Below are 12,757 nucleotides of genomic sequence, written 5' to 3'. Positions count from 1 at the left end.
GTCGCGGCCTGTCATAGAGGATGACCGGCGAACCAGGCCGGTTGTGACAGCACACCGTCGACGATCGGGAGACAACCCATGAAAGCGCACGTCAGCTCCATTCTGCTCGGAGTCCGCGACCTCGACCGCGCCACCCGGTTCTACACCGAGGGCCTCGGCTGGACGGTCAAGCACAACTACGGCGTCTCCGTGTTCTTCGAGCAGGACGGCGGCTCGCTGATCGGCTTCTACGGCCGCGAGGGCCTCGCCGACCAGGTCGGCACGACCGCCGACGGCAGCGGCTTCAGCGGCATGGTCCTCCAGTACATCGTCCGCAGCGAGGACCGGGTCGACGAGATCATCGCCGAGGCCGAGAAGGCCGGCGCCACGATCCTCAAGCCACCCGCCGCCCTGCAGTGGGGCGGCTACGGCGCCACCTTCGCCGACCTGGACGGCTACGTGTGGAGCCTCGCCTACAGCGCCCAGGGCAAGGACCAGCCCTACGCGGAGTAGCAACCGCGGCCGTGGCGAGGTGCTCAGCGCGGCAGCGACGCGGTGTCGATCCTGAACGGAAACGGCTCCCGCACATCAAGCACCTCGCCGCCGACGGCGCTCGTGTGCTCGACGTAGTGGTCCCCGTCGAGCCGGAACAGGCGCAACGTCAGTGGTTCCTGCTCCAGAAGCAGATACCAACGGATGCCGGCGGCGGCGTAGCAGTGCTGCTTGAAGATCAGCTCGGCGCCGCCACCCGGCTCAAGAACCTCGCCGATCAGGGCCACCTCGGCTGCCTCGGCGGCCGTGCCCGTGCAGTCCGTGTCCGCCACGATGAAGTCGGGGATCGCGACCCGGCCGGGGGCGAGCTTGACCGGTGATGTCGGCGTCCATGGGTGCATGATAGTCATGTGCGCATATGGTACTTCCCAAGCTAACTCTATCTAGATAGAGTTTTGGTTCATGACGATGGCGAAGCGGTGGGGCGGGAGTGGGGTCGCGGCGCTGCTGTGGCTGGGGGCGGCCGGGGCGCTGGTCGCGGCGGTGGCTGTGGCTCAGGGGGTCGGGTTCGAGGTGATGCGGCACCGGGTCGAGGTCATGGTCGGGGTCGTGGCGGTCCTCGTCCTGGCCGCCGCGGTGCCTGTCGGGCCCGTGGCGGCGCGGGGGAGCCTGGCCGGGGTGGTGCGGGCGGCGGTCGGGTGTGTGGTCGCGCTCGAAGTGCTGGGCGTGGCGCAGACGCTCAGGGTGGTGCCGCCGATCACGAGGGGTGGGGGACCGAGGACCAGTGACGCGACCACCGTCCTCGTCGTGTGGGTGGTGCTGCTCGGGTTGGTGCTGGCGGCTGCGGTACACGTGACCGGCCGCCGCGCCGGCGTCCGGCCCGAGGTCGCCGGGATCGCCGTGGGGTGTGGGTTCGCGGCGGGGGTGGTGTGGCTCGGGCTGGCGGCGGTGCTGCCGGGGGTCGCGGCGACCGTCGTGCCGGCGATCCTGGCGATGATGGCCACCGGCGGGGTGGCCGCCCGACTGATCGCGCGTCGGCAGGGCGACCCGGCTCGTCCGGGCAGCTCGGTCGGGGCGGGCGATGCCGGTACATCGGCGGCAACGGTCATCGGAGGGGTTGTCGCGGCCATGGTCACCGCCGCGGTGGTCGCCACGGCGATCGACGGGCTGTTGCCGCTCGGGCACGCGTGGATCCGCAACAGCGCGCCGCCGTGGGAGGTTGGGACCCGGCTCGTCGACCCGGTCGGGCTGCTCGTCCTCGCCGGAGTTCTGGCCATTGTGGTGGTGGTCGCGGGGCGCAGCCGGGCCGGCTACGGGCGGTGAACGTGGTCAGGCAGGGCGGCGCCGGCGATCCGACCTCCACCGGTCGGCAGGTCAAGGTCATGGATGACGGGCTCGCCGACCGGGGCGGTGGCGGGCGGCTCGTCGAGGGGGTCGCGAGGCGTTGTCGGCGGCGCGGTGAGCAGCGCGCGGACGGAGCGGTAGACGCGCACCGCGATCAGCGCCGGTAGCAGCGACAGCAGGGCGAGTGCCGCCTCGAGGACGCGGTCGGTTCGGCGGTACGCCGCCGTCGTGGTCTTCCGGGTGTCCTCGACCGCGGTGGTCACGGCCACGTTTGCCGCGCGGATCGCGTCGAACAGGTCCTTGCCGCGGGCGCTGCGGTCCGCGTCGGCGCCGGGGCGGCCGGCGGGCAGGGCGCTGATCGGCAGGGCCACCTGCGCCAGCCACCGCTGCGCGGCCTGGTCCTGGTCGCGGACGAGGACCCGGGTCCGGTCGTCGGGTGCGGTCCGCAGCGCCGCCGTCCGGGCGACCGGGTAGTCCGCCGAGCCGGCGCGGAACGCCTCCAGGTAGGCCGGGTCGCCGGTCAGCTGGTACCTGAGCGCGGCGGTCTCGATGTCGGTGAGGTCCTGCAGCATCCGCTGGTTGGCCTGCCGCGCGTCGTCGAGCGCCTGCAGCCGCCCGTCGTGGACGCCGGCGAGGTAGTGGCCGGCGAGCAGCCGTGCGGCGCCGATGGACAGCAGCAGGAGGACGAGCCAGGTGAACTGCGGGCGCAGCGTGGCCGCGATCGGTTTCCGCACCTGTGAACCCCCGCAGCCTCGCCCCCAAGCCCCTCCAACGCTAACGTGCCCGGAGCGGCGGCGCGGCCGATTCGGGGGCGCTTCGGGTCAGGCCGCGAAGGATCCGGCGAACGTACGGAGCAGCGCCTGCCCGGCTCCCCACCCGCTGTCCGCCGTCGTCCAGGACAGCGTCACCTCCCGTCCGTCACCGACCCCGAACAGCCTGCGTTGGGTGTGCCAGCCGCGGTAGGTGAACTCCCAGTCGGCGGCGCCGCGGGCGTACACGACGGGACCGATGCCGATCGAGCGGTAGTCCGGTGGCGGGCCGAGCCGCAGGAGGTCCTGCTCGGCGGCCCGCCAGTACGCGACCCGGTCGGCCACCGGACCCGCCGCGAGCCCGATCGTGAGGCGCTGCCCGCCAGCCGGGTCGAGGAGGCAGACGATGCCCGTGGCGGCCGCCCGGACCCAGCCCGCGGGCCGCCCGATCCGGAACCCGGCCGGGTCGTCGTGCCAGACCCAGCCCGCCGGTAGTCCCGGTCCGCCGGGCGGTGGCGGGCCGGTCGACCCGGGGATCGGTGGCACGGTGCCAGGTGGCGTGGCGCCGTCCGCGCACGTGGCTGCCGTGGCCTTCATGCCGACCTGCGCGCGGTCCACGAACTGGGCGCTTCCGTCGTCGCCGGTCGCTGCGACCAGGCCGGCGACGCCACCGCCGACCAGCAGCAGTCCGAGCGCCCCCACCAGGATCCGGGCGACCGTGCGCCGCCGGTCGGTGTCCCTGCCGTTGACCCCGTGCGCGGTTCCGGCACGTACCGGTGTCAGACCTGCTACGGGATCGGCGGGCGCGGCCGGTACCGACGCCGCCGACGCCGGACCGGGCAGCCGCAACGTCGCCGTCAACGGGGCTGCCAGGGCCGGCGCCGAGGCGACCTCCGACAGCATCGTCCGCGCCTGACCGGCCGTGAGCCGCTCGGCCGGGTCGCGGCGCAGCAGCCCTTCGAGCACCTCCCGCAGCGGCCCGGCCCGCTCGACCGGGTCCGGCGGCGCGGTGGCCAGGGCGTCGAGGACCTCCGCCGTCGTCCCGCGCGCGTACGGTGGCCGGCCCTCGACGCACCAGTACACCGTGGCGCCGAGCGACCAGAGATCCGTCTCGACGCTGGAGACGCGGTCCCGCACCCGCTCCGGCGCGACGTAGGCGGGCGACGCGACCAGCGGCGTTTCCGGACCGTCGACCTCGTCGTGCAGCACCGCGATGCCGAAGTCGCCGAGCAGCACCCGCCTGTCGCCGGTGACCAGCACGTTCGGCGGTTTCACGTCGCGGTGCAGGACGCCCGCCCGGTGCGCCGCGGCGAGCCCGTCCAGCACGGCGAGCCCGACGCCGGCGGCGACGTCCGGTGCGAGGGGTCCGCCGGCGCGCACGACCTCCTCGAGGGAGCGGGACGGCACGTACTCCATGACGATCCACGGCCGGCCGTCAGTGAACAGCACGTCGTAGACCCGCACGACGTTTGGGTGCGCCAGCCGCGCCGCGGCCCGGCCCTCCGCGATCGTGCGCCCCCACAGGTCCGCCAGCCCCGGCAACGCCAGGACCTCCTTGACCGCGACGTCCCGCGCGAGGATCTCGTCGCGGGCGAGCCACACGCGGCTCATCCCACCCGTGCCGATGACCTTGATCAGCCGGTACCGTCCGGCGACCGTCCCCGAATCCATGAACGTGGTTCGGAGCGGGCGCCCGCCCGGACGGGTCGCTACGCCGGCCGGTCCTTCTTCGGCAGCTTGGACACCACCCAGCGGTACGACTCGTCGACCGCCTCGAGGATCTCCTCGTCGGGGATGTTCCCGCCGACGGTCAGCGTGTTCCAGCCGGACTTCCCGATGTACGGCGAAGCCGCCGCGTCCTCCGGGAACCGCCGCAGCCACTCGTCGGCGGCCTCCCGCGTCGGCGCGCACTTCACGCCCACGGCCGTTCCGTTGCCGAGGAAGGCGAAGATCTTCGGCCCGACCTTGACGACGAGGTCGTCCTCCCACGGGGTGTCCTGCCACGCCCCGGGCTTGGCCATGCAGTGTGCGATCAGCTCGTCCCGCGTCACGCAGCGACCGTACCCTGGTTTATCCGGTCGGAAGTGTCGTACCTCGCTGTTACGGTGCGGGCGTGACGATTCGAGTGCCGTATCTCGGCGATGAGAAGCAGAGTCTGCACGCCAGCCTCAACCGGCACCGCGACGTGGTGCTCTGGAAGCTCGACGGCCTCGACGACGAGCAGTTGCGCCGCCCGATGACCCCGTCGGGCAGCACGATGCTCGGCCTGGTCAAGCACCTCGCCGCGGTCGAGTATGGCTGGTTCTGCGACACGTTCGGCCGCGAGCACGAGCCACTGCCCTTCCGCGACGACGACCCCGAAGCCGACCTGCGCGTCGAGCCGGGCGAGTCCACCGCCGACGTGCTCGCCTTCTATGCCCGCGCCCGCACCACCTGCGACGCGGTCATCGACTCCTTAGACGTGGAGGCGACCGGCACCGCCTGGTATGGCGAGAAGGTCTCCCTCCGCTGGGTCCTCATCCACATGGTCGAGGAGGTGGCCCGCCACACCGGCCACCTGGACGTCATGCGCGAGCTCCTCGACGGCGCCACCGGCGACCACCGCCCCGACGCGTAGCCACTCCGCCGCGCGGCGCGGCGGCGGACGGTTGACGGCCGGGCACGGCGGCAGAAGGGCCGGCGGGTGCCGGTCGGGGAGCGGCGCACTGGCGTCCCGGCGCCGGCGGCCCGCGATAGGTGGAGCTGGTGGCCCGCGGTAGGCGGAGCCGGCGGTTGGCGGCTGAACTGGTGGCGATGCTGCTCGTGCCCGGCCGTTGCGCTGTGGCGGCGGATGGGTGGTGGCAGCGTTGCCGCGGCGGCCGGCGCTGGTGGCTGGTGGCGGTGAATGGTGCGGTGGTTGGTTCCGTGCGCGACCTCGGGCGCGAGTCGCGCCGGACTTGGTGGGTGCCCTTAGAGATCAGTTCAGAATGACTCGGCATGGCGGATCGGGTTGCTGGCCAGGGCGATCGACACTCACGCGGTGTTTGACGCGGTGCTCACGGACGAGCTGTGGTCGCGGTTGGAGCCGTTGATTCCGGTGCGGCAGCGGCGATACCGCTATCCGGGCCGGACCCGGACCTCGGATCGGGCTGCTTTGGAAGGGATTCTGTTCGAGGCCCGGACCCGGGGTGTCGTGGAACGCGTTGCCGACGGCCGCGTTCGGCGCCTCCGGCGCTTCCTGCTGGCGGCGGTTGAAGGAGTGGCACGACGCCGGCGTCCGGCAGCAACTGCGTGAACTGATCCTGGCCGAGTTGCGTGCCGCGGCCGGCTGGACCTGTCCGTGGCAATCGTCGACTCGTCGCACCTGCGTGCGCTCAAAGGGGGCAGCGCACCGGCCCGAGCCCGGTCGACCGGGGCAAGCCGGGCAGCAAGGACCACCTGATCACCGACGCGGCCGGCATCCCGCTCGTCGTGACGCTGATCGGCGGTCACCGCAACGACGGCACCCAGTTGCTGCCGCTGCTCGACGCGGTCCACAGATCCGCGGCGTGCGGGGCCGGCCCAGACACCGGCCGCGCCGCATCTACGCCGACCGCGGCTACGACCATGACAAGTACCGACGCCTCGTCAGGGCCCGCGGTATCACCCCGCTCATCGCCCGCCGAGGCATCGGCCACGGCTCCGGTCTGGGCAAGCACCGCTGGTATGTCGAACGCACCGTCGCCTGGCTGCACGCTGAGTTGACAGTCGTCGCTGACGCGTCGTGGCGAGTGCTGGGACACGGCGTGTGTGGGGTGCGGCGCGGTGCGGGTGCTGGGTAGCGTCGCCGGCATGGCGTGGGCTCCCGGTTCGATTGTTCTTGAAGGCCGCCATGTACGGCTTGAGCCGCTTGCCGAGGCGCATGTGCCTGCGCTGTTCGGTGTTGGCGGGCGGGATGACGAAGTTTGGCGGTGGTTGAGTGCGCCCACGCCGCGTACCGAGGCGGAGCTGCGGGAGATCGTGTCCCGGCGTATCGAGGACGTCGGCGACGGGAAGCGGGTCGCGTTCGCCGTGGTGGCCCGCGATGAGGGGACGGCGATCGGCACCACGAATCTGCACAGCTGGCATCGCGGCGACGGGCGCATCGAGATCGGTGGCACGTGGTTCGGCAGGAAGTGGTGGCGTACCGCGGCGAACACCGAGACGAAGCTCCTGACGATGGCCTATGCCTTCGACACGCTCGGGCACGCGGCCGTCGTCTGGCGGATCAGGGCGGAGAACGTCCGCTCCCAAGCGGCGATCACCCGCATCGGTGCCACCCTGAACGGCCGAGAACCGCAGGGCGTCGGCGAGCCGAGCCTGCTGATCTATTCGATGCCCCGTGCCGACTGGCCCGCGGCGAAGGCGCGTCTGTCCGAACGCCTGGCGAGTTGATCGAGTAGCGGATGTGGCTGTCATGGTGACCGGATCCGCTGTTCGATCAACGGGCGGTGGGGGAGCCGGGTGGGTGGAGGTTGAGGGCGTGGGCGATGGTGCGGAGGGCGGGGACGACGTCGGAGTCGGCGGGCTGGAGCTGGACGCAGACGTGGTCGGCGCCGGCGTCGAGGTGGGCTCGTAGAGCGGCGGCCAGGGTGGGGGCGTCGCCGTGGGCCACGATGCTGTCGATCAGGTGGTCGCTGCCGCCGTCGGTGAGATCCTCGGGGGTGAAGCCGGCGCGCCGCATGTTGGTGGTGTAGTTGACCCGCTCCAGGTACATGGCGAGGAAGGCGCGGGCGCTGCGGCGGGCGGTGGCCGGGTCGGGGTCCAGCACGGCGGTCTGTTCGGGGGCGACCAGCGCGGCCGGGCCGAGGGCGGTCCTGGCCTCGCGGGTCTGCGCGGGCACGGTGAGGTACGGGTGGGTGCCGGCGCTGCGTTCGGCGGCCAGGGCGAGCATGCGGGGGCCGAGCGCGGACAGCACCCGGTGCTCGGCGGGCACGCCGCGCGCGTCGAGGACGTCGAGGTAGCGGGCCATGGACTCGACCGGGTGGGTGCGGGCCGGGTTGGCCTCGCGGTGCCCGGACCCGATGCCGAGCAGCAGCCGCCCGGGGTGTCTGGCGTGGACGCGGTGGAACGAGTCGGCGAGCTCGGCGGCGTCGGACGACCAGATGTTGACGATGCCGGTGGCGATGACGACCGAGTCGGTGCCGTCGAGCAGGGCTTCGGCGGGGCGCAGGTCGGAGCCCGGGGAGCCGCCCAGCCAGATGGTGCCGTAGCCGAGCTCCTCGATCGACCTGGCCAGCGGCGGATCGAGCAGCATGACGCCGCGCCACACGCCGACGGTGCCGAGTCGTTGGCTCCAGTTCATGTTCATCCCCCGTACGACGCGATGCCACGACACAACCATCTAGATCCTAGCGTCCTAGGACGGCGCAGGGGGTGTGTGCGGCGGCATTCGAGGGGCTCAAGTTTCCTGATGTGGCGCCGATGTCGAGAAGTGCGAGATTCGCCGGATTCCGGGATGGTGCACAATGGCGGACACAGGGACGGTCAAGGGCGGCTGGCTGGCCGACCGCAGGATCCGGACCAAGATCCTGTTCGCGCTGACGGCGATGGCGCTGACCGCGGTCATCACGGGGGCGTTCGCGCTGTCGCGGATGGCGGCGATGGACGGCAAGGTCAGCAAGTTGCGCGCCGAGAACGTCCAGGAGCTGGTGCTGCTCAGCAAGATCCGCGGCGCCCAGTCGCTGATCAACCACAACGCGGCGATGCAGCTCGGGTCGGGCGGTGACCCGCAGGTGATCGCGTTGGCGCAGAAGGGCACCGGCGACGCGATCAAGCAGCTCAACGCGGCGCTCGAGGAGTACGTGAAGCTGCCCAAGACCGTCGCCGCGCAGCGGACCGTCGACGAGTTCACGTCGCTGTGGCAGCAGTTCACCGGGGCGATGGCCGACCTCGCCCAGGGCAAGCCGGCGACGATCGACTTCAACAAGGTCGTGCCCGGCATGGAGGCGGCGGTCGCCGAACTGGCCGACCACCAGGCCGCCGACGCCGACGCCGCGGTGAAGGACGCCCACTCGCAGTACTCCACCGCCCGGCTGCAGGTCCTGCTCACCCTGATCGTCGGGCTGGTCGTGGCGACCGCGCTGGCGCTGTACGTCGCCGCGTCGATCACCCGCCGGCTCGCCCCCGTCGTGGGGGCCATGGACGCGATGGCGGCCGGGGACCTGTCCACGACCGCGCCGGTCGGCGGCCGGGACGAGATCGGCAGCATGGCGGGCGCCGTCAACCGGGCCACCGCCAGCGTCCGCGAGACCGTCGCGGCCCTCGCGCGCAGCGCCGAACTCGTGGCCCGCAGCTCCAGCCAGCTCGACACGGTCACCGCCGGGGTCGCCGGCAGCGCCCAGGCGGTGTCCGCGCGGGCCCGCGAGGCCGACCAGACCGCCGCCCAGGTCTCCGGCAACGTGCAGACGGTCGCCGCCGCCTCCGACGAGATGTCGGCGTCGATCCGGGAGATCGCCCGCAACGCCAGCGAGGGGGCGCGGGTCGCCGAGCAGGCCGTCACCGTCGTCACCACCACCAACGACACCGTGTCCAAGCTCGGCCAGTCCTCGGCCGAGATCGGCAACGTGGTCAAGGTGATCACGTCGATCGCGGAGCAGACGAACCTGCTCGCGCTCAACGCGACCATCGAGGCGGCCCGGGCGGGGGAGGCCGGCAAGGGCTTCGCCGTCGTGGCGGGCGAGGTCAAGGAGCTGGCGCAGGAGACCGCCCGCGCCACCGAGGACATCGCCACCCGCGTCCGCACGATCCAGGCCGACACCGACAGCGCGGTCGCCGCGATCGAGCAGATCAGCATGATCATCGGGCAGATCTCGCAGTACCAGACGACGATCGCCTCGGCCGTCGACGAGCAGACCGCGACCACGAGCGAGATGACCCGCAACGTCGGCGAGGCCGCCGGCGGCGCGCAGACGATCGCCGCCACGATCGCGGAGGTGGCGGCGGCCGCGGAGGAGACGAACCGGAGCGTGGCGGCCGGCCGCGAGGCCAGCGGTGAGCTCGCGGGCCTGTCCGGCGAGCTGCAGCGCCTGGTCTCCCGCTTCAAACACGTGTGACAGCACGCGCGGGCAGGGCCCGTGCGAGCAACACCCGGACGGGGGCGCGCGTCCGGATCTCCGGACAGTTGCCGGACATCCGGACGGGCATCGGCAACTTACGATTTTCAGGTGTCCACACCGACCGCGTTGGCGGCCTTCGCTGAACACCTCCGGGGCTGCAGACGCCTGGCGGGGGAGCCGTCGCTGCGCGAGATCGAGCGGCTGTCCCGGCAGGCCGGCCGCCCGTACCCGCGGGCGACGATCGACGACAAGCTGCAGGGCCGCACGGTGCCCGACTGGGGCTTCGTGGAGGCGTTCGTCGCCGCCTGCGACCGCAACGCCGGCGGGACCGGGGACGTGGATGTCACGTACTGGCGCCGGGAGCACCTGCGGATGCTCGCCGACCTCGCCGCGCAGCGGGCCGAGCGCCGCAACGCCCCGGTCGAGCCGGAGGCCCCGCTCGAGGTGACGGTCAAGCTGCACGACGTCGGGTTCGTCGTCACCCGCGGGCCGAACGGCCTCGAGGAGGTGCCCGGCAGCGGGCACAGGGTGCGGCTGGTCGTCGAGGCGCCCAGCATGCCCGCCGTCGTCCTGCACGCGCTGCGGCCGGTCGTGCTGTCGCGGCGGGAGACGCCGGCCGGGGACTTCAACCCGCACCTCGGGTCGGTGGACGTCCGGCAGTTCGACGTGTTCCTGGACGAGCCCGCCCCGCGGCTGCTGCCGATCGGCGGTGGCGCGGACTTCCCGTTCAAGGTCGCCCCGGCCGATCCGGAGGTGTTCGACCTGGTCGTACACCTGGACAGCGGCGACGTGGAGTGGGCGCTCGAGCTGGAGTGGACGTGCGCCGGGCGCAGCGGCGTGCGCCGGGTCGACCTGGCGGGCCACCCGTTCCGCACCATCGCCGACACATCGACAGCGAACGGAGCAGCATGACAGGCATCAGCGGCGGCGGGCGGGCATGGGCCGCGCAGATCCTCGACCGGCCGGTCCGCCGGACGTCGCCGGCCGCGGGCGCGGAGCAGCCGCCGTTCCTGGCGGAGGTGGTGTCGCGCTCGCACGTGACGTTCGTGCAGAGCCCGGGCTCGGATGTCGGACCGGTGGCGGTGCACGTCCCGGTCACGGGGCACAACCTGTTCCTGGAGCTGACCGCCGACGGTGGGCCCGTCGTGCTGCGGGAGCTGACGGCGGAGGTGCTCGGCACCGGCCCGCTGGTGGCCGAGGGCACCAGCCTCGCGACGCCGAGGAGGCCGGACCTGATCCTCTCGCCGAGCCTGGTGCCGGTCGCCGAGCGTTCGGTGAACGCGTACGAGGAGCTGGAGATCCCGCAGCACGAGGTCCTGCTGCCGCGCGGCGCGCCGGCGCGGGTGCGGCCGGCCCGCGACGCGTACGGGCGGCGGCTGCGACCGGTGCCGGTGCCGGAGGTGCCGGCCGGCGGGTCCTGCCGGGTCGTCCTCGCCGTCGTCACCGACGAGCCCGGCCTGCTGTGCTGGCGGTTGCACGCCGTGGTCAGCCAGGGCGGCCGGGACTGGCGGCTGGCGTGGGACCTGCGGATCTCCGCCCGCCCGGTCATGAGCAAGTTCGTGCCCGGCGGGAGCGGCCCGGTGCCCGTGCCCGTCCACGAGATGTTCCCGCAGCACTGGCAGGTGCGGTGGCCGGTCGGGGCGGTGCCGCTGCCGCGCGGCGCGGACGAGCCGGTGCGGCTGCCCGCGGTCGCGCAGGCGGGGCGCGTGGTCGCCGCGGACGGGGCGCTCGTCATCACCGTCGACGAGTGCGAGGTCCCCGACGACGCCGTCGGGTTCCCGGGGCTGCCCGCCGGCACGATGTTGTGGGTGTACGGCACGGTGGGGCTGGCCGCGGTGGGCCTGACGGAGGTGACGGCGGCCGTGCTGCCACCCGGCCGCGGCGGGAAGGGGCCGCTGGACAGCGGGCTGATCGAACTGATCATCGGCATGTACTCCGCCGCGGTGCACCAGGGCTGGCGGATGCGGGTCAACGACGTCATCGGGTTCGGCCGGCCGATCGACGTCGGCGGCGCGGAGGTCGGCGGGGCGCTGATCCTGCACGCCGCCGGCGACGGCGCGTGGTTCCCGGCGGACTGGCCGCCGCTGCTGCTGGTCCCGCTGTTCGACGGCGAGATGGAGGCGGTCGGGCGGCACGGCCGGGGGAGGGTGCTGGCGAACCTCGCCGCCACCGAGTCGTGCTTCCCGTACCCGTGGTGGTTCGACCCGTCGCGGCCGCCGGTCGTCGACCCGGACACGTATGACGGGTCCACCGTCCTCGACGACGTCAGCAACCTCCGCGACGAGAACGTGATGGTGGTGGAGGGACCGGGCGAGCTGACGATCATCGTGGACCGGGAGCGGCACGAGGTCCTCGGCGGGGCCTGGATCCAGATGCCGCCGCGGTTCGCGCTCATTCCGCGGTACACGACGATGACGGGCCGGGTGCGGGTGTGGTGGCCGGACCAGTCGAAGCCGAGCGAGGTGGTCGCCGCGCGGCCGCGGTCGCAGAACCAGGCCGGGGTGCACTTCCTGCTGTTCATCCAGGGCGGCTCGGCGGTGACGGCCGACCCGATGGAGGACGGGTTCGTCGTCGGCCTGCCCGTGGACGACTGGTATGCGATGGGCACCCACCTGCGGGCCGGGCGGCCGATCGAGTGGCGGACGAGCGGCGGCACCCGGCTCAGTGTCGGCTATTCGGGCAGGTAGACGCCCGGATGCGAGGCCAGCAAGCCGTTTGCAAGAACGGCAGGGTTTGCTGGGGCACGTGAAAGAAACACTACGGCTGGTGCGGCGGGTGCCGGCCGGGCGGCGCGCCGTGACCCGGCTCGCGCTCGGCGTGTCCGTCGTCGACGAGTTCCTGTTCGACGGTCTGGAGTGGTGGGAGCTGATCGACCCGGCCGACGGGGACGAGCAGCCCGCCGCGGCCCTGGCTGTCGTCCGGCCGGGTGAGACCATCGTCCGACTGGTCGGTCTCGTCGCGCCGGGCGGACGCTCCGACCTCGCCGTTCAGGTGCTGATCTCGTTGGTGGACGCCCTGCGGGCCGGTCCAGCCCGTAGGCTCGTCGCGGCGCCTCTGGCGCACGGCGAGGAGCTCCTGGAGGCCGCAGGCTTCGGACCGTACGACGACGGATCGTTCGCCGTGGAGCTGTAGCCAGCG

At 72.9% G+C, this 12,757-nt stretch carries 13 protein-coding genes and 1 pseudogene; 9 read left to right on the top strand and 5 right to left on the bottom strand.

Translation table 11 applies throughout. The features are described 5' to 3' along the window. Nucleotides 1–78: 78 nt before the first annotated feature. Entirely contained in the window at nt 79–492 is a 414-nt protein-coding gene (locus AB0J72_RS08055; RefSeq protein WP_363395948.1) for a VOC family protein, read from the top strand. Between the two features lie 23 nt (nt 493–515). Here AB0J72_RS08055 and AB0J72_RS08050 read toward each other — a convergent pair whose 3' ends face one another. Beyond that, nucleotides 516–881, bottom strand: coding sequence for a Uma2 family endonuclease (locus AB0J72_RS08050; protein ID WP_363395945.1), 366 nt, complete (start codon nt 879–881; stop codon nt 516–518). 52 nt (nt 882–933) lie between these two features. Between AB0J72_RS08050 and AB0J72_RS08045 the strand changes: the two genes are divergently transcribed. Beyond that, nucleotides 934–1,794: a hypothetical protein gene (locus AB0J72_RS08045; RefSeq protein WP_363395942.1), complete on the top strand. Its 861-nt coding sequence runs from the start codon at nt 934–936 to the stop codon at nt 1,792–1,794. Here the strand turns inward: AB0J72_RS08045 and AB0J72_RS08040 are convergent. The 3 genes from AB0J72_RS08040 to AB0J72_RS08030 form a co-directional block, all read right to left on the bottom strand. Continuing rightward, nucleotides 1,782–2,549 carry a CHASE3 domain-containing protein gene (locus AB0J72_RS08040; RefSeq protein ID WP_363395939.1) on the bottom strand — a complete coding sequence of 256 codons (768 nt, stop codon included), beginning with the start codon at nt 2,547–2,549 and terminating at the stop codon, nt 1,782–1,784. The genes AB0J72_RS08045 and AB0J72_RS08040 overlap by 13 nt on opposite strands. Before the next feature lie 87 nt (nt 2,550–2,636). Continuing rightward, nucleotides 2,637–4,235 carry a serine/threonine-protein kinase gene (locus AB0J72_RS08035; RefSeq protein ID WP_363395936.1) on the bottom strand — a complete coding sequence of 533 codons (1,599 nt, stop codon included), beginning with the start codon at nt 4,233–4,235 and terminating at the stop codon, nt 2,637–2,639. Nucleotides 4,236–4,273: 38 nt separating this feature from the next. Beyond that, nucleotides 4,274–4,615, bottom strand: coding sequence for an MmcQ/YjbR family DNA-binding protein (locus tag AB0J72_RS08030; protein WP_363395933.1), 342 nt, complete (start codon nt 4,613–4,615; stop codon nt 4,274–4,276). Between the two features lie 62 nt (nt 4,616–4,677). Between AB0J72_RS08030 and AB0J72_RS08025 the strand changes: the two genes are divergently transcribed. The 3 genes and pseudogenes from AB0J72_RS08025 (at nt 4,678) to AB0J72_RS08015 (ending at nt 6,956) form a co-directional block, all read left to right on the top strand. Continuing rightward, nucleotides 4,678–5,181, top strand: a complete 504-nt coding sequence (locus AB0J72_RS08025; RefSeq protein WP_363395930.1) for a DinB family protein — start codon at nt 4,678–4,680, stop codon at nt 5,179–5,181. Nucleotides 5,182–5,583: 402 nt separating this feature from the next. Beyond that, nucleotides 5,584–6,280: pseudogene (locus tag AB0J72_RS08020) on the top strand (IS5 family transposase); the annotation flags it as partial. A gap of 67 nt (nt 6,281–6,347) precedes the next feature. Then, a complete protein-coding gene (locus AB0J72_RS08015; protein ID WP_363395927.1) occupies nt 6,348–6,956 on the top strand; it encodes a GNAT family N-acetyltransferase in 609 nt (202 codons plus the stop codon). Between the two features lie 46 nt (nt 6,957–7,002). Here the strand turns inward: AB0J72_RS08015 and AB0J72_RS08010 are convergent, their stop codons facing one another. Beyond that, nucleotides 7,003–7,872 (bottom strand): LLM class F420-dependent oxidoreductase, encoded by an 870-nt coding sequence (locus AB0J72_RS08010; protein WP_363395924.1) that lies wholly within the window; start codon nt 7,870–7,872, stop codon nt 7,003–7,005. Between the two features lie 157 nt (nt 7,873–8,029). On the opposite strand from AB0J72_RS08010, the gene AB0J72_RS08005 reads away from it, so the two are divergent. The 4 genes from AB0J72_RS08005 (at nt 8,030) to AB0J72_RS07990 (ending at nt 12,751) form a co-directional block, all read left to right on the top strand. Next, nucleotides 8,030–9,616: a methyl-accepting chemotaxis protein gene (locus AB0J72_RS08005; RefSeq protein ID WP_363395922.1), complete on the top strand. Its 1,587-nt coding sequence runs from the start codon at nt 8,030–8,032 to the stop codon at nt 9,614–9,616. Between the two features lie 111 nt (nt 9,617–9,727). Then, nucleotides 9,728–10,531, top strand: a complete 804-nt coding sequence (locus AB0J72_RS08000) for a hypothetical protein (RefSeq protein WP_363395919.1) — start codon at nt 9,728–9,730, stop codon at nt 10,529–10,531. Beyond that, entirely contained in the window at nt 10,528–12,306 is a 1,779-nt protein-coding gene (locus AB0J72_RS07995) for a hypothetical protein (RefSeq protein WP_363395917.1), read from the top strand. The genes AB0J72_RS08000 and AB0J72_RS07995 overlap by 4 nt, the downstream gene beginning before the upstream one ends. 58 nt (nt 12,307–12,364) lie before the next feature. Continuing rightward, complete coding sequence (locus tag AB0J72_RS07990) at nt 12,365–12,751, top strand: hypothetical protein (protein ID WP_363395914.1); 387 nt, start codon at nt 12,365–12,367, stop codon at nt 12,749–12,751. Nucleotides 12,752–12,757 lie beyond the last annotated feature (6 nt).

The organism is Dactylosporangium sp. NPDC049742 (genome assembly GCF_040674675.1).
Lineage (GTDB): Bacteria > Actinomycetota > Actinomycetes > Mycobacteriales > Micromonosporaceae > Dactylosporangium > Dactylosporangium maewongense.
This window is presented reverse-complemented; position numbering and strand designations above follow the sequence as displayed.

Coding starts and splice junctions, on each gene's coding strand:
- AB0J72_RS08055 (WP_363395948.1), top strand. CDS start 79: ATGAAAGCGCACGTCAGCTCCATTCTGCTCGGAGTCCGCGACCTCGAC.
- AB0J72_RS08050 (WP_363395945.1), bottom strand. CDS start 881: ATGACTATCATGCACCCATGGACGCCGACATCACCGGTCAAGCTCGCC.
- AB0J72_RS08045 (WP_363395942.1), top strand. CDS start 934: ATGACGATGGCGAAGCGGTGGGGCGGGAGTGGGGTCGCGGCGCTGCTG.
- AB0J72_RS08035 (WP_363395936.1), bottom strand. CDS start 4,235: ATGGATTCGGGGACGGTCGCCGGACGGTACCGGCTGATCAAGGTCATC.
- AB0J72_RS08010 (WP_363395924.1), bottom strand. CDS start 7,872: ATGAACATGAACTGGAGCCAACGACTCGGCACCGTCGGCGTGTGGCGC.
- AB0J72_RS08005 (WP_363395922.1), top strand. CDS start 8,030: ATGGCGGACACAGGGACGGTCAAGGGCGGCTGGCTGGCCGACCGCAGG.
- AB0J72_RS07995 (WP_363395917.1), top strand. CDS start 10,528: ATGACAGGCATCAGCGGCGGCGGGCGGGCATGGGCCGCGCAGATCCTC.